Origin of the sequence: Janthinobacterium aestuarii (assembly GCF_046113285.1) — a bacterium.
GTDB lineage: Bacteria > Pseudomonadota > Gammaproteobacteria > Burkholderiales > Burkholderiaceae_D > Janthinobacterium.
This window is the reverse complement of the sequence record NZ_CP142524.1, coordinates 2500080-2525031: the sequence shown is the minus strand read 5'-3', so window position 1 is coordinate 2525031 and position 24952 is coordinate 2500080. Positions and strand designations below refer to the sequence as shown.

The 24952-nt window shown below is 63.0% G+C and carries 26 protein-coding genes; 12 read left to right on the top strand and 14 right to left on the bottom strand.

The genetic code is table 11. From position 1 onward, the window contains the following. Positions 1 to 43: 43 nt before the first annotated feature. The 5 genes from serB to OX462_RS11385 all read left to right on the top strand — a co-directional run bounded on the left by serB (position 44) and on the right by OX462_RS11385 (position 3741). Positions 44 to 886: a phosphoserine phosphatase SerB gene (gene serB / locus OX462_RS11405; protein ID WP_070218909.1), complete on the top strand. Its 843-nt coding sequence runs from the start codon at positions 44 to 46 to the stop codon at positions 884 to 886. Between the two features lie 105 nt (positions 887 to 991). Beyond that, complete coding sequence (locus tag OX462_RS11400; protein WP_139143150.1) at positions 992 to 1720, top strand: nucleotidyltransferase domain-containing protein; 729 nt, start codon at positions 992 to 994, stop codon at positions 1718 to 1720. Then, entirely contained in the window at positions 1717 to 2643 is a 927-nt protein-coding gene (locus tag OX462_RS11395) for a TIGR04222 domain-containing membrane protein (RefSeq protein ID WP_070291551.1), read from the top strand. Before OX462_RS11400 ends, OX462_RS11395 begins: the two co-directional genes overlap by 4 nt. Then, on the top strand, positions 2633 to 3487 hold the full coding sequence (locus OX462_RS11390; protein WP_070300331.1) for an MbnB/TglH/ChrH family RiPP precursor modification enzyme: 855 nt from the start codon (positions 2633 to 2635) through the stop codon (positions 3485 to 3487). The genes OX462_RS11395 and OX462_RS11390 overlap by 11 nt, the downstream gene beginning before the upstream one ends. Next, positions 3484 to 3741, top strand: coding sequence for a hypothetical protein (locus OX462_RS11385; RefSeq protein ID WP_070220210.1), 258 nt, complete (start codon positions 3484 to 3486; stop codon positions 3739 to 3741). Before OX462_RS11390 ends, OX462_RS11385 begins: the two co-directional genes overlap by 4 nt. Before the next feature lie 4 nt (positions 3742 to 3745). On the opposite strand, the gene OX462_RS11380 is transcribed toward OX462_RS11385, so the two are convergent. Then, a complete protein-coding gene (locus tag OX462_RS11380) occupies positions 3746 to 5611 on the bottom strand; it encodes a serine hydrolase domain-containing protein (RefSeq protein WP_409028436.1) in 1866 nt (621 codons plus the stop codon). A gap of 86 nt (positions 5612 to 5697) precedes the next feature. Here OX462_RS11380 and OX462_RS11375 point away from each other — a divergent pair, with 86 nt between their 5' ends. After that, positions 5698 to 6060 carry a DUF4870 family protein gene (locus tag OX462_RS11375; protein ID WP_070220215.1) on the top strand — a complete coding sequence of 121 codons (363 nt, stop codon included), beginning with the start codon at positions 5698 to 5700 and terminating at the stop codon, positions 6058 to 6060. A 37-nt stretch (positions 6061 to 6097) separates the two neighbouring features. On the opposite strand, the gene OX462_RS11370 is transcribed toward OX462_RS11375, so the two are convergent. Next, positions 6098 to 7264: a cystathionine beta-lyase gene (locus tag OX462_RS11370; protein ID WP_070291546.1), complete on the bottom strand. Its 1167-nt coding sequence runs from the start codon at positions 7262 to 7264 to the stop codon at positions 6098 to 6100. 95 nt (positions 7265 to 7359) lie between these two features. Further along, positions 7360 to 8715, bottom strand: coding sequence for a 30S ribosomal protein S12 methylthiotransferase RimO (gene rimO, locus OX462_RS11365; RefSeq protein ID WP_409028743.1), 1356 nt, complete (start codon positions 8713 to 8715; stop codon positions 7360 to 7362). A gap of 307 nt (positions 8716 to 9022) precedes the next feature. On the opposite strand from rimO, the gene OX462_RS11360 reads away from it, so the two are divergent. Continuing rightward, on the top strand, positions 9023 to 10618 hold the full coding sequence (locus OX462_RS11360; protein WP_409028435.1) for a hypothetical protein: 1596 nt from the start codon (positions 9023 to 9025) through the stop codon (positions 10616 to 10618). 91 nt (positions 10619 to 10709) lie between these two features. On the opposite strand, the gene phaR is transcribed toward OX462_RS11360, so the two are convergent. Together phaR and phaC are read right to left on the bottom strand one after the other, a co-directional pair. After that, entirely contained in the window at positions 10710 to 11273 is a 564-nt protein-coding gene (gene phaR / locus OX462_RS11355) for a polyhydroxyalkanoate synthesis repressor PhaR (protein ID WP_010399000.1), read from the bottom strand. Between the two features lie 224 nt (positions 11274 to 11497). Continuing rightward, positions 11498 to 13243 carry a class I poly(R)-hydroxyalkanoic acid synthase gene (gene phaC, locus OX462_RS11350; protein WP_070291543.1) on the bottom strand — a complete coding sequence of 582 codons (1746 nt, stop codon included), beginning with the start codon at positions 13241 to 13243 and terminating at the stop codon, positions 11498 to 11500. 217 nt (positions 13244 to 13460) lie between these two features. Here phaC and OX462_RS11345 point away from each other — a divergent pair, with 217 nt between their 5' ends. Then, positions 13461 to 13694, top strand: a complete 234-nt coding sequence (locus tag OX462_RS11345; protein ID WP_409028434.1) for a hypothetical protein — start codon at positions 13461 to 13463, stop codon at positions 13692 to 13694. A 16-nt stretch (positions 13695 to 13710) separates the two neighbouring features. Here OX462_RS11345 and pgeF read toward each other — a convergent pair whose 3' ends face one another. Continuing rightward, positions 13711 to 14493: a peptidoglycan editing factor PgeF gene (gene pgeF / locus OX462_RS11340; RefSeq protein ID WP_409028433.1), complete on the bottom strand. Its 783-nt coding sequence runs from the start codon at positions 14491 to 14493 to the stop codon at positions 13711 to 13713. After that, positions 14493 to 15518 (bottom strand): RluA family pseudouridine synthase, encoded by a 1026-nt coding sequence (locus OX462_RS11335; RefSeq protein ID WP_034781141.1) that lies wholly within the window; start codon positions 15516 to 15518, stop codon positions 14493 to 14495. The genes pgeF and OX462_RS11335 overlap by 1 nt, the downstream gene beginning before the upstream one ends. 89 nt (positions 15519 to 15607) lie before the next feature. On the opposite strand from OX462_RS11335, the gene OX462_RS11330 reads away from it, so the two are divergent. After that, positions 15608 to 16411, top strand: coding sequence for an outer membrane protein assembly factor BamD (locus OX462_RS11330; RefSeq protein ID WP_070220227.1), 804 nt, complete (start codon positions 15608 to 15610; stop codon positions 16409 to 16411). Between the two features lie 141 nt (positions 16412 to 16552). Here OX462_RS11330 and yaaA read toward each other — a convergent pair whose 3' ends face one another. Next, entirely contained in the window at positions 16553 to 17323 is a 771-nt protein-coding gene (gene yaaA / locus OX462_RS11325) for a peroxide stress protein YaaA (protein WP_070220229.1), read from the bottom strand. 30 nt (positions 17324 to 17353) lie between these two features. Between yaaA and OX462_RS11320 the strand changes: the two genes are divergently transcribed. From OX462_RS11320 to OX462_RS11310, 3 genes are all read left to right on the top strand, one after another. Continuing rightward, positions 17354 to 17788 (top strand): putative toxin-antitoxin system toxin component, PIN family, encoded by a 435-nt coding sequence (locus OX462_RS11320; protein WP_034755336.1) that lies wholly within the window; start codon positions 17354 to 17356, stop codon positions 17786 to 17788. Positions 17789 to 17871: 83 nt separating this feature from the next. Continuing rightward, entirely contained in the window at positions 17872 to 19050 is a 1179-nt protein-coding gene (locus OX462_RS11315) for a pyridoxal phosphate-dependent aminotransferase (protein WP_409028432.1), read from the top strand. 41 nt (positions 19051 to 19091) lie between these two features. Beyond that, the gene (locus tag OX462_RS11310; RefSeq protein WP_070220233.1) at positions 19092 to 20195 is read left to right on the top strand and encodes an HD-GYP domain-containing protein; all 1104 of its coding nucleotides are present in this window, start codon (positions 19092 to 19094) and stop codon (positions 20193 to 20195) included. 38 nt (positions 20196 to 20233) lie between these two features. On the opposite strand, the gene OX462_RS11305 is transcribed toward OX462_RS11310, so the two are convergent. From OX462_RS11305 to OX462_RS11280, 6 genes are all read right to left on the bottom strand, one after another. Next, on the bottom strand, positions 20234 to 20698 hold the full coding sequence (locus OX462_RS11305; protein ID WP_176741204.1) for a nuclear transport factor 2 family protein: 465 nt from the start codon (positions 20696 to 20698) through the stop codon (positions 20234 to 20236). A gap of 225 nt (positions 20699 to 20923) precedes the next feature. Beyond that, positions 20924 to 21595, bottom strand: coding sequence for a DUF2625 family protein (locus OX462_RS11300; RefSeq protein WP_409028431.1), 672 nt, complete (start codon positions 21593 to 21595; stop codon positions 20924 to 20926). An 88-nt stretch (positions 21596 to 21683) separates the two neighbouring features. Further along, the gene (locus OX462_RS11295) at positions 21684 to 22586 is read right to left on the bottom strand and encodes an alpha/beta hydrolase (RefSeq protein WP_070312051.1); all 903 of its coding nucleotides are present in this window, start codon (positions 22584 to 22586) and stop codon (positions 21684 to 21686) included. Between the two features lie 103 nt (positions 22587 to 22689). Then, positions 22690 to 23106 (bottom strand): hypothetical protein, encoded by a 417-nt coding sequence (locus OX462_RS11290; RefSeq protein ID WP_409028430.1) that lies wholly within the window; start codon positions 23104 to 23106, stop codon positions 22690 to 22692. Next, positions 23096 to 23734, bottom strand: coding sequence for a hypothetical protein (locus OX462_RS11285; RefSeq protein ID WP_409028429.1), 639 nt, complete (start codon positions 23732 to 23734; stop codon positions 23096 to 23098). The genes OX462_RS11290 and OX462_RS11285 overlap by 11 nt, the downstream gene beginning before the upstream one ends. A gap of 141 nt (positions 23735 to 23875) precedes the next feature. Continuing rightward, entirely contained in the window at positions 23876 to 24946 is a 1071-nt protein-coding gene (locus tag OX462_RS11280; RefSeq protein ID WP_409028428.1) for a tetratricopeptide repeat protein, read from the bottom strand. Between the last annotated feature and the right edge of the window lie 6 nt (positions 24947 to 24952).

Genomic DNA, 24952 nt, shown 5'->3' with positions numbered 1-24952 from the left:
ATTTATGCAGGCCTGACCCATGACCAATACCACAACCATCACCATGAACCTGATCCTGCAGGGCCTCGACGGCGATAGCGCGCGCCTCGAACGCATCGCCGCGCTGGCCGCACCCACGTCCGTCACGCGCCTCGGTCCGAATGCCGTGCGCTGCGAGCAGATCGCCTATTCGCCAGCCCTGCGCCCCACCATCGAAGTGGCGGCCCAGGCGGCGCAGCTGGACGCGACCTACATGATGGGCCAGCGCGAACTCAGTGAGTTCAAGCTGGTGGCGATGGACATGGATTCGACCCTGATCACCATCGAGTGCATCGATGAAATCGCCGACATGCAGGGCCTCAAACCGCAAGTGGCGGCCATCACGGAAGCGGCCATGCGCGGCGAACTCGATTTCGCGGCCAGCCTGAAACAGCGCGTGGCCCTGCTCGAAGGCCTCGATGCATCGGCCCTGCAGCGCGTCTACGACGAGCGCCTGAAACTGTCGCTCGGCGCCGAGAAGATGCTGGCGGCCGTGCAGGCGGCCGGCCTGAAAACCCTGCTGGTCTCGGGCGGTTTTACCTTCTTCACCGAGCGCCTGAAAGAGCGCCTCGGCCTCGACTACACGCACGCGAACGAACTGGAAATCGTCGACGGCAAGCTGACGGGCAAAGTCTTAGGGGGCATCGTCGACGCGGAGGAAAAGCAGCGTACGGTGGAACGCGTGTGCGCGGAGATGGGCATTTCCCCATCGCAGGCCATCGTCATGGGCGACGGCGCCAACGACTTGAAAATGATGGGCATCGCCGGCCTGTCCGTGGCCTTCCGCGCCAAGCCCGTGGTGCGCTCGCAAGCCGATGTGGCGCTGAACTTTGTGGGACTCGATGGCTTGCTCAACGTCTTGAGCTGAGCCGGGGCCAAGTTCGCGGCGCCGGACGGTGCGCGCACGGTTGCATAAGTTTGCTATATTGCAAACTTATATTCACCCCGCCCGCCCACCGTGAAAGAACACCGCATGCCGCCACCGCTGCCAGAAGAAATACAACGCCACCTGGATGTGTTCGTCGCCGCCGCGCAAACGGCCTTCGGCGCCGACCTGGCCGCCGCCGTGCTGTTTGGCTCGGCCGCCGACGGCCAGTTGCGCGCCACGTCCGACGTCAACCTGCTGTTGCTGCTCAAGCGCTTTACGCCGCAGGCGGCCGATGCGCTGCGCGCTCCCTTGCGCCTGGCGCACGCCGCCATCGACTTGCAGGTGATGTTCCTGCTCGAAAGCGAATTGACGCAGGCTGCCGACGCCTTCGCCGTCAAGTTCGCCGACATCATCGCGCGCCACCGCGTCCTGCTGGGCAATGATCCTTTCGCCAGCCTGCACACGAGCCGCGATGCCGTGCTGCGCCGGCTGCGGCAAGTGCTGCTGAACCAGCAGGTGCGCATGCGCGAACGCTATATGCTATTGAGCCTGAATGAAGAACAGCTGGCCGGCGCCATCGCCGACGCCGCCGGTCCCTTGCGCTCGGCCGCCGCCTCGCTGGCGCAGCTGGAGGGCAAGTCTGCGCTGTCCGGCAAGCAGGCGCTCGAAGCGTTTGTCGACCAGCTGGGCGAACCGTCGCTGCACGCAGCCTTGCAAGCGATGTCGGCGGCGCGCGAAACGGCGCGCCTGGCGCCGGGGCAAGCCCTGCCCGCCTTCACCAGCCTGATGACGATGACCGAACGCCTGCGCGAGCACGCGGAGCAGATGCGGTGAACGGTCTCAATCCCTTTGACTGGAGCGGACCGTGGTTCCTGCTGGCCTATCTGATCTTCGGCCTGCTCGTGTACTACGGCGTGCGCGAGCTGCTGATCCGCCAGGAATTGCGCAATCCGCACGCCCAGCTGACACTCGCCGACGATCCCTACCGCATCGCCTTCTTGCGCGGCGGCGCCCTCGAAGCCGTGAAGATCGCCGCCATCGTGCTGGTCGACCGCGGCTTGCTGCGCGCCGATGGCCCGCTGCTGGAAACGGCCAGCGCCGACAGCCTGCGCTTCGCCAGCCACGACATCGAACGCGACGTGCTGCGGCTGTACCTGGGCCGCCAGGGCCATAGCAAGGAACTCGCCGTGCAGGCCGGGATGCTGCCATCGTGCCGCGCCTACCAGGAGACCTTGACGCAGCAGGAATTGCTGGTCGGCCCGCCGCTGCTGCGCCGGCGCGAACGCATCACCTGGGCCGCGCACTGGCTGCTGGTGACGGTGGCCGGCGTCAAGGCCGTCATCGCCATCAGCCGCCAGCACTACAACCTGCTGTTCCTGGCAGTCCTGCTGGCGATTTTTCTCCTCATGCTGCGCGGCCTGCGTACCCAGGCGACCAGCTGGAGCGCGCAGCGGCTGCTGACCGACTTGCGCATGCTGTTTGGCCGCCTGAACATGCGCTCGGCGCGCCTGCAGGCAGGCAGCAGCAGCGCGGACATGGCACTGCTGGCCGCCATCTTCGGCATCGGCGCCCTGCCCTTGTCCGTGTACGCATATGTCGCCGAGCTGTACCCGGCGCCCCGGCACAGTTCGGGCGGCGACTCGTCGTCCGGCGGCACGGGCGACTCGGGCGGCTCTTCATCGGGCGGTGACGGCGGCGGTGATGGCGGCGGCAGCGGCTGCGGCGGGTGCGGCGGTGGCGGCGGCTGTGGCAGTTAGCCAGGCAAGCGCGCGCGACCGCGTCGGCCTGGGCTGGCGCGGCGAACTGGCCGCCGGCATCCTGTCCCACCTGGCGCGGATCGACGTGCTGGAAGTGATCGCCGACGATTATTACCATGCCCCGCGCGCCGGCATCGCCGCCCTGCGCCGCCTGGCGCGCCAGGTGCCCGTCAGCCTGCACGGCGTGGGCATGGGGCTGGCCTCGACGATACCCGCCGACCCGCGCCGGCTGCAGGCGATGGCGCGCCTGATGAAGGAGGTGCAGGCGGAATCGTGGTCCGAACACCTGAGCTTTGTGCGCGCCGGCGGCGTGGAAATCGGCCACCTGGCGGCGCCGCCGCGCACGCCGCACAGCGCCGCCGGTGCCGTCGCCAATATCGCGCTGGCCACGCGCATCGTCGGCAGCACGCCGCTGATGGAAAACATCGCCACCCTCGTCGCCCCGCCGGCCAGCACCATGGACGAAGCCGAGTGGGTGGCGCAGATTATCCACGGCGCGCAAGTGCCGCTGCTGCTCGACCTGCACAACCTGTTTGCGAACGCCGTCAATATTGGCGAGCAGCCGGAACAACTGCTGCTGCGCCTGCCGCTGGACAGGGTCGGCGCCGTGCACCTGAGTGGCGGCCACTGGATAGCTGCGCCGGGCGGCGGCCAGCGTCTGCTGGACGACCACCTGCACGACGTGCCGCCTGAAGTCTTCGCTTTATTGACCCTGCTGGCGCGCCATGCACCGCAACCGTTGACGGTGATCGTCGAACGCGACGGCAATTACCCGTCGTTCGGGCATGTGCTGGGCCAGCTGGAGCTGGCGCGCGCGGCCTTGCGCGCGGGGCGCGGCGCATGAGCTCTCCCGCACTGGAAACCTATCTGGCCAGGCTGTACACGGACGACGCCGTACGTGCCGCCTTCCTGCTCGCGCCGCGAGCGCAAGCCTTGCTGCACGGTTTGTCGCCGCAGGAAGCGGACGCGATGGCGGCGATGGACCGCGTCGGCCTGCAGATGGCGGCGGCCAGCTATCGCGCCAAGCGGGCCGCGCACGGCAGCAGGTCCACGCCAGCGCAACCCTGGTGGCGCCGGCTGCTGGCCGCCTGGACCTGACCGCCTACATCTGCCACAGCCGCAGCGGCAGCAAGCCCCACCAGGCCAGCACCAGCAGCAGTTGCAAGGCCGCCAGCAAGGCCACCCAATCCCATTTCGCCCATGAGCCCGCCTCGGCCGCCGTACCGCGGCTGCGCCAGCAGCGGGCCAGGCCGAATGCCGTGGCCAGCGGCAGCGCGCCCGTCGCCAATGTCAGCAGCACGCTGGCCACGGTGACGTCGCCCAGGCGCAGATAGGACTGGAAATAGAAAAACGGCAGCGGCAAGAGCAGCGCCAGCAGCGACAACAGGGGCGCGAACAGATGGTCGCCCCGTCCCAGGCTGCGCAGCGCGGCGCGCCAGACGCCCACCACCAGCACGTACAGCAAGCCGGCAGCCCCCAGGGCCAGGCTGCCCCACAGCACCAGCATGCGCAGCATCGACGCGCGCTCATAGCTGCGCAAACCGTCGCTGAGCACATGCTTGCCATCTTCCTGCATCAGCACATGCGATGGCGTGCTGCGGTCGCTGGCGCGGAACAGCAAGCCGCCCACCGGTTCCAGCTCCTTCGGCTCGCCCTGGAACGGGATCAGGAACAGCGATTCGCCATCCCATTTGAGGCGCGTAAAGCCGAAGACGGCATCGACCCAGGCCATGCTGGCCATGGCGCTGGGCGACGGCACGTAGACGCCCTGCCAGTTTTCCACCGTGGGTGCGGGCGTGCCCTGCGGGGCCGGCGCACGCAGGGGCAGTTCCAGGTCGCGCAGCAGCAGGCGGTTGAAGCGTTCATAGTCGGCCCGCTCCGCATCCGTGTTGAAGGCCACGAAGAAGGCGCTGTCCTGCTCCGGATAGATGCACAGCATGGCGCGGAAACCCACGGCCGTGCCAGGGTGGCAGGCGCCCACGACATTGTGGCGGTCGCGCACGGCCAGCGCCAGACCGTGGCCCGTCGCCAGGCCCGCCTGCGCCGCATCCGTGCCGGCCGGTTCGGACAAGGCGCCCATCAGGGCCAGGTCGATGAACTGCGTACCCTGCAGCTTGCCGTCGCCCATCAGGAACTGCGCCAGCTTGCCCATGTCGGCCGCCGTGGTGGTAAATTGCGCGGCAGGACGCAGGTACTGGGGCACGGCCGGCTGCGCCACGCCATGCTCGAAATAACCCATGGCCAGGCGCGGATCAGCCTGCGCGCCTGCCTGGCTGACAAAGCCAAACGTGCTGTCCCCCATGCCCAGCGGCTGCAGCAGCTGCGCATCGAGGTAGCGTTCATACGGCTGGCCCGTGACTCGCTCGATCACCATGCCCAGCAAGCCATAGCCCATATTCGAGTAGGCGTAGCGGCTGCCGGGCCGCGTGCGCACGCGCAGCAGATTGCCGCCGCAGTCAAAAGCGGCGGCCAACGGCGTGTCCGGCGCCGGTTGCAGGCTGAAGGCCTGCCAGAAGCGCACATTATCGAGACCGGACGTATGCGCCAGCAGGTGGCGGATGCGCACAGGATCGCTGGCCAGCCACGGATTTCTCAGCGCCAGTTCGGGCAGCACTTGCTGCAGGGGCGTGTCGAGCGTGAGCTTGTCTTCGCTGATCAGGCGCAAGACGCCCAGCGCCAGCGCCACCTTGCCCACTGAGCCCACCTGCATGCGCGTATCGGCCTGCATCGGTACTTGCCTGGCGGCGTCGCGCAGGCCGGACGCGCCGACTTTGACTGTGCCGTCGGGCAAAACTTCGCTCCAGACGGCGCCCGCCAGTCCCTCTTCCTTCAAGCCGGCGGCAAATTCCGCCTCGAGGGCAGGAACGGCGGCATGGGCGACAGTGGCCCACAGCAGCAAGGCCGGCACGGCGCGCCGCAGCCAGGACCCGGCGCGCGCGGCCAGGGTGGAATATTGATTTCGCTTCAACAATGTACTCTGCCTTTTTCCATGGACTGCGCTGCCTCGCCGCTTTGCTTGTTACAATTAAAAATTGCGCAACGACGGGAGCTTTCATGTCACAAGATATTATTTTGGATACCCAACTCCAGCAGACCAAAAACCTGGCCTGGTGGTTGTACCTGATACATGGCGCCAGCTTCGTGTTTTCGCTGGGCGCGTTTTCCTTCATTCCGCTCATCATCAATTATGTGAAGCGGGACGAGGCGGCCGGGACCTTCGTGTACAGCCATCACAGCTGGATGATCCGTTCCTTCTGGTGGTATGCGGCCTGGATCGTCGTCGGCGCCATCCTGTGGATCACGCTGATCGGCATTCCGCTGGCCATCATCGTGTGGGGCGTGGCCTGGCTGTGGAAAGCCTACCGCCTGCTGCGCGGCTTCCTCGACCTGAACAACAACAAACCCGTGCCCATGTAGGCGCTTGCGGGCAAGCCCACATGCTTGCCCCATACCGCTACATCGCCGCGAACGCCCGTTCGATATCGGCGATCAGATCCTGCGGATCTTCCAGCCCCACATTCAGGCGCACCAACTGGCCCGGCAACTGCCAGCCCTTGCGCATGGCGGCGATGCGGTACGGCATCACCAGGCTGTTCGCACCGCCCCAGCTGTAGCCAATCTTGAACAACTGCAAGGCATCGACGAAACGGTCCGTCTGCGCCTCCGTGTAGCGGGCATCGAACAGCACGGAAAACAGGCCGCCCGCGCCCGTGAAATCGCGCTGCCAGATGGCGTGGCCCGGGCAATCGGCGAAAGCCGGATGCAGCACCGTGGCGATCTCCGGCCGGCTCTTGAGCCAGGCGGCCACCGTGCGCGCGCCCGCATCGTGGGCGTCGAAGCGCAGCTTCATCGTCGGCAAGCCGCGCAGCACCAGGTAGGCGTCGTCCGCCCCCACGCCCATGCCCAGACGCATGTGCGCCTGCGCCAGGCGGTCGTGCAGCGCCCGCTCGCGCGTGATCAGGGCGCCCATCAGCACGTCGGAACCGCCCGACTGGTATTTCGTCAGCGCCTGCATGATGATGTCCACGCCCAGGTCGAAGCCGCGCAGGGCCAGGCCCGCCGACCAGGTGTTGTCCAAAGCCACCAGCACGCCGCGCGCGTGGGCGGCCGCGCAGATGGCGGGCAAGTCCGGCACTTCCATCGTCACGGAGCCCGGTGCTTCCGTCCAGATGAGCTTGGTATTTTCCTGGATCAAGGCCGCGATCCCGGCGCCGATGAGCGGATCGTAATAACGGGCCGTGATGCCGAAATCCTGCGCCAGCCAGCGTCCCAGTTCGCGGTTCGGGTTGTAGATATTTTCCGGCAATAGCACGTCGTCGCCCGTCTTCAGCAAGGCAAAGTCCGCCATGGCGATGGCCGCCAGTCCCGACGGCGCCAGCAGGCAGTGCGTGCCCCCTTCGATCTCGGCCAGCCGCGCTTCCAGGGTGAACGTGGTCGGCGTGCCGTGCAAGCCGTAGGTATAGGCGTTCTTCTCTTTCCAGTCGCCCGAGCGCATGGCCGCCACGTCCTTGAACAGCACGGTCGATGCGTGATGGATGGCGTTGGGAAACGCGGCAAAGCCTTGCGGCGCCTGGTAATCGCTGTGGATCAGCGCGGTTTGCGGAGATTTGGGTGTGGTCATGGCGTCAGGAATAAAAAAAGGCGGATCAGCCTGTGCTGATCCGCCTTGATTGTAAGGGCTTATGCCCTTGCCTGCCGTACTGTTGTTACACCTGCTTACTCGGCGGCGCCCCACAGGTCGTGCGCGTCCGCGGAAGTAATTTTTACGTCAACGAACTGGCCCACGGCCAGCTTGCGGTGCGGCTCGAACGGCGGCTTCACATACACGACGCCGTCGATTTCCGGCGCGTCGGCGGACGAACGGCCCACGCCGCCGGAGCGGGTGACTTCATCGATGAGCACGCGCACGGTCTTGCCGACCTTGGCTTGCAGGCGCTTCTTGGAAATTTCTTCCTGCAGCAGCATCACGCGGCCGCGGCGCTCTTCGCGCAGCTCTTCCGGCACGGGATTGGCGATTTCGTTGGCCGTCGCGCCTTCGACGGGCGAATAGGCGAAGCAGCCGAGGCGGTCGATCTGCGCTTCCTTGAGGAAGTCGAGCAGATACTCGAATTCCGCTTCCGTTTCGCCAGGGAAACCGGCGATGAAGGTCGAACGGATCGTCAGGTCCGGGTTGATGGCGCGCCAGGCCTGGATGCGATCGAGGTTTTTCTCGCCGCTGGCCGGGCGCTTCATGCGTTTCAACACGTCAGGATGCGCATGCTGCATCGGAATATCGAGGTAAGGCAGGATGTGGCCGCCGCTCATCATCGGGATGATCTGGTCCACGTGCGGGTACGGGTACACATAGTGCAGGCGCACCCAGGCGCCGTAGGTCTTGGCCAGCTCGCCCAGCGCTTCCGTCAGCTGCGTCATGTGCGTCTTGACGGGACGGCCATTCCAGAAGCCGGAGCGGAATTTCACGTCCACGCCATACGCCGAGGTGTCTTGCGAAATGACCAGCAATTCCTTGACGCCGGCCTTGAACAGGTTTTCCGCTTCGATCATCAGTTCGCCGATCGGGCGCGAGACGAGGTCGCCGCGCATGGACGGGATGATGCAGAAGCTGCAACGGTGGTTGCAGCCTTCGGAAATTTTCAAATACGCATAGTGCTTCGGCGTCAGCTTGACGCCTTGCGGCGGCACCAGGTCGAGGAACGGTGCATGCGGTTTCGGCAAGTGGAAATGGACGGAATCCATCACTTCGGCCAGCGCGTGCGGCCCCGTGACGGACAGCACTTTCGGGTGCACCTTCATGATGATGTCGTCGCCGGCAGCGTCTTTCTTGGCGCCCAGGCAACCGGTGACGATGACCTTGCCGTTTTCAGCCAGCGCTTCGCCGATGGCGTCGAGCGACTCTTGCACGGCGGCATCGATAAAACCGCAGGTATTGACGATCACCAGATCGGCGCCAGCGTAGGATTTCGCCGTTTCGTAGCCTTCGGCGCGCAGCTGGGTCAGGATTTGTTCGGAGTCGACCAGCGCTTTCGGGCAGCCGAGCGAGACAAAGCCCACTTTCGGCGCCGTACCTGGCATGGCCAGCATGGCCTCGGGCTGGGCGGAAGGAACGGGAATACGGTGAATTTCAGACATAGTTGGCAGCGAGAAAATGGTGAGGCGAATCGGCTATTGTACCCCGAGCCGCCCCTTGCTGTCAGCGCGGGTTCCTTTTGCTGGCGCATCTGCAACGCTACAACCGCAACTTTGTTCCGGCCACTGCCGTCATGGCAGTGCGCGAATCAGATCCCGCCCCGCATCACCGGTATCAAGAAATTAAAAAATAATGCCACAAAGAAACTAATGACTGACATATAATTGTTTTTTAAAAAACTAAATCAATCCCATGTCTTTTTCCTTTTCCAATCTGAAAGCGCGACGCTCGGCTGTCGCGGCTTGCGGTCTGAGCGTATTGCTGCTGAGCGGCTGCGCCGTCAACACCTCGGTGGTCGATCCACTGAAAATGAGCGCGCAATCGGGAGATAGCCCGGTGGTGCTCAGCATCACGTCGAACACCAAGGACATTTACGGTTTCAACACGATCAAGCTGCGCCGCGTGGTGGCGGGTGAGCAGCGCAGTGATTTCAAGCTGGTGTCCGAAAACCTGGTGATGAAAAAAGTCGAGAGCGCGATGGCAGGCGATACTTCCCTGTTCATTGGCGCACTACCGCCTGGCGAGTATGAATTCATCGAGTTGATCGACACCCGGGCCAACAAGCTCTTGCGTGTGTATTCGACCATCGTGGGAAGCTTCAAGATCGAAGCGGGCAAATCGGCGGATCTGGGCCGACTGATTGTGACACGCGGCAATTTCGGCGTGCAGTACGGCCGCAGTGCACAGGTAGCATCCAATGCGGAATTGATCCGGCGCTTTGCCCCCGACTACAGCGCCATGTTTGGCGCCGCTGCCAGCCTTGGCTGGAGCACCCCACGCCACGCGCGGGACGATGTCGAGCAATTTGCTCGCGCCCACCCGGCCGGGGCCGAGTGCGTCACCGAAATGCCCGATGGCCGGGTGGCTGCCGCCAGCCGCATGGGCGCTGTCCTGATGCGCTCGACGCAAGGTCAATGGAAGATCATCAATGCGCCATCGGTGGAGTCGCTGTCTTGCGTCTTTCCTGTGGACCTGCCCAATGCCGAGTTGATCGCGGTAGGCGAATCCGGCTCCCTGCTACGCAAAGCGCGTGACAGTGACAAGCTGCTTCCTATCGATGCAGGCAACCTGCCGCCCGGCAACCTGCTGCGCATCGGTGGCAACTCCAACGATGGCTGGTACGTGATGCATCGCAAGGGAGATGAGTTAAACATTTTTCATGCGAATCAACTGGACGCTGGCGACTGGCGATCTGTGTACCATACCACCGTGCCCGGATCGTGGCTGCACGGCCCAGGCTTGTTCTGGACCTGGCAAGACGCGGGTCGGATCGGCTATGCGCTGGAAAGCGGCTTGATCGGCGAGTTCGATTACCGCACGGGCAAGTTGACCGAACGCTTTAGTCCGCACAAGAAAAACCTGACGGAATTTACCCATCAAGCCAATGGCACAGAAAGCGTCCTGGTAGCGGCCGGCCTGGCAGGAAGATTTCCCGACGCCTATGTTTCACGGGATCGGGGCCAGAACTGGACGACTATCGTGTCGCCATTCAAAGTCCTGATGTCGCCCGTGGCGCCCCTCAATGACGGCAGATTGCTGATGGAGGCCGGCATGTATAACGAGGGCGCACTGCTGGTCAGCAGCGACGAAGGCAAAACCTGGGGGCCGTATGCGCCATACACACTGCGCCACGCACCATTGATTTTCCCCTCCGGCCTCGCTCTCAGCATCCAGGAAGATTTCAAGGGTAACGTCAGCATTTACAGCTCCATGGACAATGCCAGGAAATGGAAACTCGAGCATTCAAACCAGGATCTACTTTCCACCTTGCAACAACTGAAGCAATAGCATTCAGCATCGGCAGCCGGCGGCAAGACACCCGCAAAGCACAACGGCACAGGAATTCCTGTGCCGTTGCGTGATCCGCATCGGTTGCGGCCTACTTTTTGTCCGTTGGAGGCACCGGCGGAACAAACGGGAACGTGCCGAACAGATTCTTGCTCTGGCTCTGCATCTGTTCCTGCATCTGCACGAACAGGCTCTTGCTCTGGTCGATGTAGTTGTTCATCATGCCTTGCATCATCGGACCCTGGACATTCATGAACTGGGTCCACATTTCCGGGCTGAAAGGCTTGCCTTCGAAACTGCCGGCCGACGTGCCCGTGAATTTGTGCTGGATATCGGTGAACGCTTGCACGTTCTTTTCCAGGTAGGATCCCATCATGCCCTGCATGGCGTGGCCATAGTAGCGGATGATCTGCGACAACACGCTGCTCGAGAACATGGGCGCGCCGTTCGCTTCCTCTTCCAAAATGATTTGCAGCAAGATGCTGCGCGTCAAATCTTCATTGGATTTGGCATCGACGACGGTAAACACTTCATTGTCCAACACCAGCTGCTTGACGTCCGTCAAGGTGATGTAGGAACTGGTTTGCGTGTCGTACAGACGGCGGTTGGGATATTTTTTAATCAGGCGGTCTATACTTTTTTTTGCACTACTCATCACAAGTTCCACTTATTGCGCCGCAGCGCATACTGAGTTAATCCGAAAAAAAAGCGAACGTGGGTCCGCTTTCGCACCTGCCTACGTTTTCCATTATAGAGTGGAAAACGGCTCCATTGCACATCAGGGTAGTAGATTCCCGCATTTATTGCAACGCAACTAAAAGTAGATTATTGACAAGACCGGAGATTACGCCGGCCTTGCCTGGCAAATCGCTTTGTGAATTAATCTGCCCTGACTTTAACATACCGCCCCGGCGCCGGCTCGATTGCCGCGTGGCGCTTGTTGCCCGGCTTGGCTGGCGCCTTCACCTGGGCGCCGCCGTGTTCGGCCAGGAAGGCCGCCCATTCGGGCCACCAGCTGCCCACGTGCTCGGTCGCGCCTTCCATCCATTGCTCGGCGCTCAAGGGTTTGGCTTTCGCCGTGCGGGCGCCTTTGCCTGCGTCGTTGCTCCAGTAGCTGCGTTTTTTCTTCGACGCCGGATTGATCACGCCGGCGATGTGGCCCGAGGCGCCGAGGATGAAACGGTTGGCTTTCGGCTTTTTCGGGTTCAGCAAGGCCGTGCTGGCGTAGGCCGCGCCCCAGGGCACGATATGGTCTTCGCGCGAACCGTAGATGAAAGCGGGCGCATCGATGCTGCTCAGGTCGACTTTTTCCCCGGCCACCGTCAGCTTGCCCGGCACTTTCAGGCTGTTTTCCAGGTAGGTGTTGCGCAGATACCAGCAGAACATGGGGCCCGGCAAGCCCGTGCCGTCGCCATTCCAGTACAGCAAGTCGAACGCGGGCGGCTCCTTGCCCTTCAGGTAATTCGACTGCACGTAGTTCCACACGAGGTCGTTCGGCCGCAGGCTCGAGAAAGTGCTGCCCAGGTCGCGGCCCGACATCAGGCCTCCCTTGGCCAGGGTTTGCTCGCGCAGCGCCACTTGCGGCTCGTCGATGAAGACGTCGAGCGCGCCCGCGTCGCAAAAGTCGAGGAAGGTGGTCAGCAGGGTCAGGCTGGCGGCCGGATTCTCGCCGCGCGCCTTGAGCACGGCCAGCGCCGTCGAAACGATGGTGCCGCCCACGCAAAAGCCGAACATATTGAGCTTGTCCTGGCCGGAAATGTCCTGCGTCACCCGGATGGCTTCGATCACGCCCTGCTCCACGTAATCGTCCCACGTCAGATGCTGCATGCTCATGTCCGGATTGCGCCAGGACATCAGGAACACGGTATTGCCCTGCTCCACCGCATAGCGCACGAGCGAGTTTTCCGGCTGCAAGTCAAGGATATAGAATTTATTGATGCACGGCGGCACCATCAGCAGGGGCCGCTGGTGTACCGTGGGGGTGCTTGGCGTGTACTGGATCAGCTGGAACAAGGCGTTTTCAAACACCACCGTGCCCGGCGTGGTGGCCACGTTGCGGCCCACTTCGAAGGCCGATTCGTCCGATTGCGAGATGCGGCCCTTCTGCATGTCGGCCAGCATATTGCTCAAGCCCTTGGCCAGGCTTTCGCCCTTGGTCTCGATCAGGGTTTGCTGGGCATCGGGATTGGTGGCCAGAAAGTTGGCGGGCGACATGGCGTCGACGATTTGCTGCACGGCAAAGGCAATCTTTTGCTTCTGGTGCGGCGTCGCTTCCACGGCATCGGCCATGGCGCTGAGAAATTCCGCATTGAGCAGATAGGCGGCCGCATTGAAGGCCGACAGGGGGCTGGCGTGCCAGGCGGGCGCGGCAAAGCGGCGGTCTTTCAACTCCGGCGCCTTGCCAGCCATAAAGTCAGCCCACAAGCCCGTCAGCTTGGCCACGTAGGCATTTTTCAGTTGCTCGATCGCTTCCGGCTTGATGCTGGCGCCCGCATCCTGCAAAATGCCGGCAATCGGATTGCCCTGGGGCTGCGGTACCATGTTGAACCACGTCTTCCACTGCTCAGGATTGCTGATCTGCGCCATCCATTCCTTGGTCATCATTTGAGGATCGGGCATGTTCATAGCTATATAAGTCCATTCAAGAATTGGGGACGCCGAACAAAACCTACTGCGCGTCGGTATAGGCGGCCTGCGATGCTCACCGTACCTTCGTACGGTTGCGCTTCTTAGCCACCTCTCCCTTCCGCTCGCTACGGTTTTGCGCGGCGTCGAAACGTAGTCGAAAAATAGAAAACTTTAATATCAACTGCATGCAAACTCTTACTAATTGCCAATACCAATGATGCTCATGACCGCTGTTGCCTGGATCTATGTCGTCGGCCTCATGGCGCTGACGGAACCGTCCATCGTCGCCGGGGTGATGACCTTCGTGCTGTACTGCGTCATCCCGCTGTCCATCCTATTCTATCTGACGGGCTCGCGGCGACGCAAACGCAAGGCGGCGCGTATCGCTGAACGGAACGCCCGCGCGCTCGCCTCAGCAGACGATAAAACAAAAACGGCAGACACATAAGTGTCTGCCGTGCAGATTATTTGCGCCAGATCAAACTGGCCTGTCTTCCCGTGACGCCGTCGCGCCGGTACGAGTAAAACTGCGCCGCATCGCTGACGGTGCAATATTCCCCGCCCGCCACTTGCGCCACGCCATCGCGCAGCAGCATGGTGCGCGCCAGCGCATAAATATTCGCCAGATACTTGCCAGGCTTGCCTGCGATGGCGGCGAACGCATCCGACAACACTTGCCGCTCGACGTCATCGCGCGCGCCGTCGCGGAACGCCTGCAGCACGTCCTGCCCCACTTCGAATTGCTGCGGACCAATGGCTGGCCCCAGCCAGGCGAGGATCTCCGTCGCGCCCTGCGCGCGCATGCTGTCCACCGTGCGCTGCAAGACGCCGTTGGCCAGGCCGCGCCAGCCCGCGTGGGCCGCGCCGACGACCAGGCCATCGGTCGAACTGAACAGCACGGGCAGGCAATCGGCCGTCATTACCACGCACACGGCGCCCGCCTGCGTGGCGATGCTGGCGTCGGCGTCGGGCACGTGGCCGTCCAGCTTGCCAGCATCGGCAACGGCCACGCCATGCACCTGCGACAGCCAGGCCGGCTCGCCAGGCAGGATGGCTGCCAGCCGCGCGCGGTTGGCGGCCACATGATCAGGGTCATCGCCCACGTGCGTGCCCAGGTTCAAGCCGCCGCCCTGCCCGTCACCATATGGCCCCTGGCTGACGCCGCCCGCGCGCACGGTCGCCAGCGCGCCCACGTTCGCAGGCAAGCCGGGCCAATGGGGAACAATGCAAGGCAACGGCGACGTCATCAGACCTGTTCCGGCTCGGGAATGCCGGCCGTGGCGATCAATTGCGCGAAATCATCGGCCAGCGGCACGATCCATTCGCACGCTTCCAGGGTGCCCGGATGCACGAGGCCCAGGCGGCGCGCCTGCAAGGCCTGGCGCGAGAACACGGACACCAGGTGCTGCTTGCCGTACACGTAGTCGCCGACCAGCGCAAAGCCCAGATGCTGCATGTGCACGCGGATCTGGTGCGTGCGTCCTGTTTCCAGGCGACATTGCATCAGGCTCACGGGACGGCGGTCGAGTTCGCCGCTGCCGATCAATTCATAGTGCGTGATGGCGGGCTTGGCGGTGAAATTCTCCGACACGGCCATCTTGACCCGGTCGCGCGGGTGGCGCGCGATCGACGCATCGATGGTGCCCGCCATTTTCGGCGTGCCCCATACGAGCGCGAAATACTCGCGCTTGACGGTGCGTGCCTGCAGCTGGCGCACGAGGTCCGTTTGCGAAGCCAGGGTCTTGCCGACCACCATCAGGCCGCTCGTATCCTTGTCCAGGCGGTGCACGATGCCGGCGCGCGGCACGCCGGCCAGTTGCGGGCAGTGGTGCAGCAAGCCGTTGAGCAGGGTGCCCGACCAGTTGCCGGGGCCCGGATGCACGACCAGTCCGGCCGGTTTGTTGATGACGATGATATGCTCATCTTCGTGCACGATGTTCAATTCCATCGCTTCCGGCTTAAAAGCCTCGTCTTCCGGCGCGCTTTGCGGCAGAATGACGATCTTCTCGTCGCCATAGGCGGTCATGTTGCGTTTGGCAACTTTTCCATCGACGGTCACGAAACCGGCTTCCAGCCACAATTGCAAGCGGCTGCGCGAGTATTGCGGCACCAGCTGGGCGATGACTTTATCGAGGCGGTGGCCGCAGGCGTCCGGCGTCAGTTCCAATGTAATCGGGGCCATTTCCTCGAAGACGTCGTCGGCGGCAAAATCGCCGTCAAACGCCTCTTCGGCGGCATGGTCAGAAAGGGAGTCAAACGCGGGGTCAGCCAAATTAGGCTTCGGAGTTAATATCACAGCATTCCCATCGGCTATAATCAGCCTATTGTAAAATCTTGGTTAAAACCTTCTTGCAAAACGTCATGCAAAAAAAATTATCGTTGGTAGTCGCTTCAGTCGTTCTGCTCGGCATGTCCGCTTGCAGCTTGTTGCCTGAAAAAGTGGATGAGACCAAAAACTGGTCCGTTACGAAATTATACTCGGAGGCGCGTGAAGAAATGGCCGGGCAGCACTATGAAGCTGCAATCGGCCTGTTCCAGAAGCTGGAGGCTAACTATCCTTTCGGCAACTATGCTCTGCAAGCGCAGATGGAGATCGCTTACGCGTATTATAAGTCGGGAGATCAGGCGCAGGCATTGGCTGCCGTCGAACGCTTCATCAAGTTGCATCCGAACCACGCCAATGTAGACTATATGTACTACTTGCGGGGCCTGATCAGCTTTAACGACCAGATCAGCTTCCTGAACTTCCTGTACGAGCAAGATCCGACCGAGCGCGATCCGAAAGCCACGCGCGAAGCGTTTGCGGCCTTCAAGCAACTGGTCGACAAGTTCCCAAATAGCAAATACGCGCCCGATTCGCTGGCCCGCATGAACTATTTGATCGATGCCATGGCGAAATACGAAGTGCACGTGGCGCGCTATTACTACCGCCGCGGCGCCTACCTGGCCGCCGCCAACCGCGCGCAAACGACGGTCAAGGACTTTGCCGCCTCGCCCGCCATCGAAGAAGCGCTGTTCATCATGTACCGCTCGTATGACAAGCTGGGCTTGACCGACCTGCGCGACGACACCTTGCGCGTGCTGACCAAGAACTACCCGAACACGGCATTCCTCAGCCCGGAAGGGGTGAACAAGGAACGCAAGTGGTGGAAATTCTGGCAGTAAAATGAAAAAACCGGAGCTTGCTCCGGTTTTTTCTTGCGTCAACCCCAAAAGCAAGGACCGGGGTCGTTCGCTGCGCGATCGGAATGCGTCCCACTGGGACGCATTTCCCCGTCAGGTACGACCCCAGCATTTGCTTCAGGGTTATTCGCCGACCTTGCGCCGGAACACCCAGCTGGTGTCGTTCGACGCTTCCGGCACGAAACCGTAGCCGTCCACGTCGAACTGCTTGAGCTGCTGCGGATCGCGGATATTGTGGACGGCCGCATAGCGGGCCAGCATGCCGCGCGCGCGCTTGGCGTAGAACGAGATGATTTTATATTTGCCGTTCTTCCAGTCCTCGAACACGGGCGCGATGACGGGCACGTCCAGCTGGCGCGGCTTGACGGATTTGAAATATTCTTCGGAAGCAAGATTGACCAGCACTTGCGCGCCCTGCTCCTTCGCTGTGCGGTTCAGGCCGTTGGTGATGGTATCGCCCCAGAACGCATACAAATCCTTGCCGCGCGTGGTGGACAGGCGCGTGCCCATTTCCAGCCGGTGCGGGTGGATCAGGTCCAGCGGGCGCAGCAAGCCGTACAGGCCAGATAAAATGCGCACGCGCGACTGGGCATAGTCGAGCTGGGCCGGCTGCAGGCTGCGCGCCTCGAAACCGGCATACACGTCGCCATTGAAAGCCATGATGGCCTGGCGCGCGTCCTCCAGCTGCGGCGTCCAGGACGCGTAGCGGGCCACGTTGAGGGCGGACAAGGCGTCGGAAATGCCCATCAGGCTGCCCACTTCGGCGGGCGAAAACTGGCGCATGCGGGCTATGAGCTGGGCAGAATGGTCGAGAAAATCGGGGGTGCTATGCAACGAGGTTGTTGGCGGCGTCTCCAGGTCGAGACTCTTGGCGGGCGAAAGCACGATCAACATAAATTATCACTACAGAATAGAATTGCCGACATGATACCTGCTCCACAAAAACTCGTCCTCGACACCAACGTTTGCCTCGACCTGTTCGTCTTCAACGACCCGCGCTGGGCGGGCCTGCTGGCGGCCATGGAAAGCGGCGCCGTGCACGCCATCACGCGCGAAGATTGCCGCGCGGAATATCTGGTCGTGCTGCATTACAAGCATTTGCCGCTCGATGAAGCCAGCCGCGCCGTCGCCGCCGCCCGCTTCGACGCCCACATCACGGTGGTGGCGCCGCCCGTCTCCGGCGTGCGCCTGCCCGTCTGCACGGACAAGGATGACCAGAAATTCCTCGAACTGGCGCGCGACGCCAACGCCGACATCCTCATCACCAAGGACAAGGCGCTGCTGAAACTGGCCCGCAAGACGGCCAAGGCCGGCATGTTCAAGATCATGGTGCCGGAAGGCTGGGCATTGCCCGGCTGAGCCGCCAAAGCCCCGCACGCGACGGGGCGCGCTGCGCTAGAATGGGAAACGATTCCACTTTCCGCACCGCGACCCTACCGTTCATGAACAGCCCGTCCCTGCCCCACCTGACTCCCACCCTGACCACCCGCTTGCCTCTGGTGGGCACCACCGTGTTTACCCGCATGTCCAGCCTGGCGGCACAGCATGGCGCCGTCAACCTGGGCCAGGGCTTTCCGGACTTCGATTGCGACCCGGCACTGGTCGAACGGGTCAGCGACGCCATGCGCGCCGGCCACAATCAGTACCCGATGATGACGGGCGCTGCGCCCCTGCGCGAGGCGATTGCCGCGAAGATCGCCAGCCTGTACGGCCACGCCTACGATGCGGGCACGGAAATCACCGTCACGGCCGGCGCCACACAGGCACTGACCACGGCGATTTTATGCTGCGTGCATCCGGGCGACGAAGTCATCGTCATCGAACCGGCCTACGACAGCTACCTGCCCGCCATCGCGCTGGCCGGCGGCGTGCCCGTGCTGGTGGCCATGCAAGTGGGTGAACAAGGTTACAGCGTGCCGTGGGACAAGCTCGCTGCCGCCGTCAGCCCCAAGACGCGCTTGATCATCATCAATACGCCGCATAACCCGACGGGCACGATTTTGCGCCCGGCCGACGTGGCGGCGCTGGCCGACATCGTGCGCGGCACGCAAATCCTGATTTTATCGGACGAAGTCTACGAGCACATGGTGTACGACGGCGTGCCGCACGCCTCGCTCTCGCGCCACCCTGAACTGGCGGCGCGCAGCTTCATCGTGTCCAGCTTCGGCAAGACGTATCACGTGACGGGCTGGAAAGTCGGCTACGTGGCGGCGCCCGCGGCCCTGACGGTGGAATTTCGCAAGGTGCACCAGTACAACGTGTTTACCGTCAACACGCCCATGCAGCACGGCATTGCCGGCTACATGGCCGACCCGCAGCCCTACCTGGACTTGCCCGCGTTTTACCAGCGCAAGCGCGATTTGTTCCGCGACGGCCTGGCGGGCAGCCGCTTTACCCTGCTGCCGGCCGACGGCACGTATTTCCAGTGCGTGCGCTACGATGCCATTTCGCAAGAGACTGAAGCGCAGTTCGCCGAATGGCTGACGGCGGAAATCAAGGTGGCCGCCATTCCCGTCTCCGCGTTTTACGCGCAGGGCAAGGAGTCGGGCATCGTGCGCTTCTGCTTTGCCAAGCAGGACGAGACCTTGCGCCTGGCGCTGGAGCGCCTGCGCAGCATTTAACGACAGTATTTCTCCGCCACGGCGGAGTAAAGGATGACAGCATGGTACAGCGTCGCATCGGCCCGGCCGACCTGGTTCCCGGCGAACCCCTGCCCTGGGATCTGTTTCTGGCTGACCACAGCGCCGGCCCGCAACTGCGCAAGGGGCAGATCATCACGGACGGTGCGCAGCTGGGACGGCTCATGCAATTGGGCCTGTACGTGGGCACGCCGGAGCAGCCGTCCGTGTTGCGCTTGCTCAATGAAGCGGCGCAGCGCCTGGAGCGCCTGCTGCTGGCCTTGCGCAGCGAAAGCAATGCCGAGCGCGACGTGCGCGACATCGCCCGCGAACTACTGCGCGCACTCGAACACGATGCCGACATCGCCCTGGCCAGCATCCTGCTCAACCAGATCGCCGGCAGCTACGCCGTGCGCCACTGCATCGAAACGGCCTTGCTGGCCATGCTGGTGGGCCGCAGCATGCACAAGTCCCACGATGAACTCTTATTGATCGGCGCGGCCGCGCTGACGATGAACGTGGGCATGCTGCGCCACCACGACAGTTTCCAGGACCGGCGCGGCCCCCTGAACGACGAAGAAATGCGTATCGTGCGCCAGCATCCGCAGGAAAGCACGGAACTGTTGCGCTGCGCCGGCGTCGACGACGAGGAATGGCTCAGTTGCGTGCTGCTGCACCATGAAAACGACGACGGCAGCGGCTACCCGCAGGGGCGTACGGCCGACGAAATCCTGCAAAACGCCAAGCTGATCGGTCTGGCGGACCGCTATTGCGCGCGCGTCTCGGCGCGCAACTACCGCCGCTCCATCGTGCCCGACCAGGCGCTGCAGCACATCTTCCTCGACCAGGGCGTACCCATCGATCCGCTGCTGGGGGAACGGTTCGTCAATCTGCTGGGCAAGTATCCGCCCGGTACCCTGGTGCGCCTGCGCAGCGGCGAACTGGGCGTCGTCACGCAGCGGGGCGCCGCCCTCGTGCATCCGCTCAGCGACCCGCTGGGCGCGCCGCTGGCCGCCGCCCAGCTGGCGCAGATGACGCCGCGCGACACGGGCGACAGCCAGTTCGCCATCGTCTCGTCGCTGCATGAAGACGATGCGGGCGTGCACTTCAGCATGCGCCATGTGTGGGGCGATGAAGCGCGGCTGTAGTCTGGCCGGGCAACGCCGGCGGCCAGGGCCACCAAATGTTATTTCGCGGTTTTCGGCGGACGGATGCCCGTGTACTGTGCGCTGACGAGCAGCCATTGCTTGTCGACTAGCCGGGCGACGTACCCTGCGCGCATGGCGAAGTTGCGGGCAACCCCTTCCTGATTGACGCGGTAGGACAACCGGGCCGAGATGAGCGCCGTATTGCCAAAGAGGCGCACCGCCGGTTCATCGACCTGGACTTCCGGACTCGGCCGCTTCTGCTCGGGCGCATAGAAGGACAGCATTTTTTCACGCCCGTCCACCTCGCCGACCGGCGATATTTCCACATAATTCTCGGCCGTGACGGCTTTCAACGCGGCTTGATCGAAGCTGCTCTGGGCCTGCGCATGGCGCTGCACCAGGGCCAGCAGTTCCGCATCGGCGGGAGCCGCCTGCGCACCACCCATCACGCCCAAGGCGCCCAGCAGGCAGGTGGAAAGAAGATATGAAAGGGGTAATTTCATGCGTATGTCATCCTGATCGAGGTCATTGGGAAGCATCCGTTGATGACGGCGCTACCGTCAGCACCGAACACTCGCTTGCGGGCAGCCCATCATGAGGAAACCCATCACATGCTATCGCCTTGCCATTTTCTCGCCCATGCCATTGCGACAAACTGCTGGATCGGGGGATTGAAACGCCATTTCACCGGCCCCATTGGCCATGCTGGCGATTCGCGGCACGCTGCCTCAGCGCCCACTCACAGGCGCATCCAGCAACTTTTGTTGCAGATCAAGGTTGAGCGCCCACTGCTCTTCCACGGCAATGACGCGCCGCGAACTGGTCTTGAGCGAGCCCTCTTGCGTCCACAGAAATGGATAAAAATTCAGGCATAGCTCGCCGGGCAAGGGCAATTCGGGCAATTCGTCAAAGTCCTCCGCGTCGCCAGGCTGGCGGCCGTAAAACTGCCGCAACTGGCTGGTAAAAGCCCATTGGACAAACGTCGTGAAGCCGATCTCCAGCGCTTCCCACTCCAGCGTCTCGGGAGCCAGGTAATACATATTGCCCTGGTCCTCCCCGAGTGCGCCGCCATTGATGGCAAAAAATCCGCCCAGCACGTCGTCGGCGACCAGCAGAAAACCGTCGGCCTTTCCTTTGTTCCAGGCAGCGATATCCCTACCCAGCCTGGCATGTCCCGACCCCAGTATGCGCAGCCAGCCGTCATCCACCAGGATGCCCCCCGTTTCATAGGCTATCGCCCCCAGGGGAGAACGCGTGGTGACCTGCAGGCTCAGCAGCACATCCTCCCTGCCGGCCGCGGGCGGCAGCAATTCCACCGGCAAGTCGGCCTCGCTGGCCCATTGTTTGATCAGCGGAAACGCCGGGTCTTCACTATCGAGTAATTCATTCAATGTACGCATGTAATCTGACCTTATCGATGACCGCTTGCGGCGGTCGGAATGTGCACGGCGACGCAGGCACTGTCTGGCGGGCGGCACCCGGCACCGTTCATTTTGCGGACGTCAGATACGCCCGCAATCCATGCGTGAGCACAAAAGGAAACACGCTCGCATGGTCTTCGTCCTCGAACACGCGCAAACGCGTTTTCAGATTCGGAAACTTGCGCGATTTCAGCTTGCCGTCGAATTCGCGCACGTCGGCCACCATGTCGGCGTCTTCCTCGGAGCGCGAACGTTTCTTGCCTGCCGCCAGCTTTTCCAGGCCGCCGATGCCGAAGAACACGGAAGCTGGCAAGTCCTTGTGGCTGGCGGCATACGCCTGCTCGCGGTCGAACATCACGCCAGCGTCGTACCACAGCGACGGACTGCCAAGGATGTAGTGCTCGAAGGTGCGCGGTTCCGTCAGCAAAAATTGCAGGCCCAGCAGACTGCCGTAGGAATGGCCGATAAACACCTTGCGCTGCATATTCACGCGATAGTTACTGGCGATAAAGGGAAACACCTCGCCCGCGATGAACTGGCCATACGCCTTCGCTTCGCCGAACGCCGGCTGCCGCCCCGGCATGTCCGAGCGGTAATCGTGCTTGCGCGGCGTGGTGGGCGTGTAGTCGCGGCGGCGGCTGTACACCCCACCGTCGCCGTTGGCGTACGACAGGCCGACCACCACCACTTCTTCCATCCCGGCATGCTTGTTCAGGCGCTGCGCGATATTGCGCACGACGGGAAACGCATAATTGGCATCGACGACGAACAGCACCGGGTAGCGTTTATTCCCCTGCCGATAGGAATCGGGCAAGGCCACATACACCTGATAATCGCGGTTCAAGGTTTGCGCATGGATGTCGCGCACTTCCGTATTCTCCAAAACGTAACTGGCAGGGGCGGTGGCGGGGGCGGCATGGGCATTGTTGAGCAGGCAGCAGAGCGCGAGCAGCAGGCTGAGGGATTTCAAACGGGGTTCCTTGACGTAGTCAGTGATGGCGCGATGATATCAACAATCTGAAAAAGAAATGACACTGTTCCAATCATGCCAAAAATACATCCGCACTACAATATCAAAACTCGCCCTCCATGAGCAAGTCTTCCGGCAAGGTCTCTGGCATGAGGGCCAGCAGCGCTGGCGGGATATATTGCACGGCTTGCCGCTCGTCTTCCGCCAGACATTGAAAATCGACGATGAAATGCGCGATATGGCTCAGATACTGCTCGACCAGCTTGCGATACGGCTCGCTGACAAGTTCTGCCTTCAACTCCAGCAGCGTTGCATGGGCGCGCTGGAGGAAAATAGGGATCACGTAATAGTTCTTGCTCAGGAAAAGGCCCGTCACCTGGTTGACGTGGCACACCAGCGCATACGTCGGGCTGGCCCTGCGGTAACACTGGTCCGGGCAAAGGCGCGGTGAATTGATATGTTCCTGGTAGCGCCTGATTTCCCGGCGCGCCTCTTTCGCCCCCTCGCGTTCATTGCGCATGGCGCGTCCTTTCAATCTTGTTCACTAGCAATATCCGCCACATGCAGGGGGTGGAACGCGAGCAGGTCGCCATAGCTGGCCACCGCATGCTGCGGATGGTTCGCGATGGTGCCGCTGTAGCAGCCTCGTATTCATCGATGCCGGTCACCTGCACCCACATCCGTTCGCACTGGCCGTCGCCGCGCGCGCCATCCTCGGCGGCGAAGCGGAACACGCGTTTCACGCAGGCGCCGATGGGCAGCGCATCGCGTACCGCGGCCGGCGGCGGCTCGATATCCGTCAAATAGCGGGAAAGCCAGACGGCGTCTTCCAGGTAATAGCCCTGTTCGGCAAACGCGAGAAACGGCTTGTCCTTGAAACGCTCCCAGTGTCCCGCCCAGTCATCCCACCGCGCGCCCCAGCCAAGGGGCAAGCCATGCAACTCTGCCAGCAAGTCATCTCTTCGTATCATGTCTGCCAGACAGACAATCTTGACTGAACTCAACATCGTTTCAGTTGAGGCCGCGTGAAATTGCCAATCCCCTTCGTAGTCATGGGACACCAGCACGATGGGAGCGCCGTTCAAGACCTCCGTGGTCGTGAAGCAGGCGGTATTCGGGGCATCGGGGAATTTCCAGGCAACGCTCATCTTGTCTTGTCCACGGATTCATCCGTTTCAGGCAATTGCCGCGGCGGCGGCAGTCGATAGCGCCAGCAACGCTGCCGACAGGAGAAGCATAGGTATCGTGCTCGCCCCGCTTGCCAACGGCGGCGCCGCAATCGGCCGCACTTACTTGGCCGTGGTCAACTGCACCAGCTTGCGCTCGACAAACGCCTGCAGCTGCGGCGACAGGGTTTGCAAGCCCTTGGCGCGCTCGAACGCCTGACGCGCCTGGGCCGGGTGGTTGTCCGCTTGCAAGGCGATGCCGAGACCCATCCACCAGACGCCGTTGTCGGGCGCCGCCTGCAGGGCCAGCTGGTAGTGCTCGGACGCTTCGCGGTAGCGCTGCTCGCGCTGCAGCACGCCGGCCAGGAAGGCGTGGTATTCGCCGCTGTCGGCGGCGTACGGCAAGCTGCGCATCAGGGTGTCGAGGGCCGCCGCGCCGCCGTTGGTCTTCTCCAGCTGCAGACGGGCCAGCATCATCGCTTGCGCCGGCTGTTTCGGGTCCAGCGCCAGGCTCAGCTGCAGCTGGCGGGCCGCCTCGTCCGGACGCTGCGCTTCGAGCAGCAGGCGCACCAGGGTTTCGCGCGCGCCCTGGTGGCGCGGGTCCAGCTGCAGGGTCTGCTGCAAACCGGGCAACGCTTCGGAGACGCGGCCATCCTGTAACTGGGCCAGCGCGCGCCGGTATGCATTCTCCACGCGCTGCTGCGCAGTCACTTGCTTGCCGTCGATGAGGCGTTCGCTGGCGGCGGGCGCTGCCGTCCTTACAACGGGCGCAGCGGCAGGCTTGGCGGGTTTTTCCGTGACGCGCCGCATTTCGGCGGGCCGCGCCCTGGCGGGCGCCGGGGAAGCTTCCTCGGCCTGGGACACGGGTTCGGGCTCAACCGCCGGGGCGGACACCACCGGCGCAGGCGCTACGGCGACAGGCACAGGAACGGGCACTGGAACGGGTACCGGGACAGGCGCCGGAAGCGGGTTGCTGGCCACATTCACCAGCACGGGCGGCACGGGCGGGCGCTTCAGGTAGACCCAGCCCAGGGCGATGGCCGCCGCCGTCAGGCCGGCAGCGCCGCCGAAGATCAGCGCGCGCGGCAAGCCCCGCTCGCGTTCGGGCACGGAGCGGATGCCGGCCGCGTCGCCGCGTCCATCGGGAGTGCCGCGCGCATCGAGGTCTTGCAACATCTTGTTAATCAGGCTCATCTACAG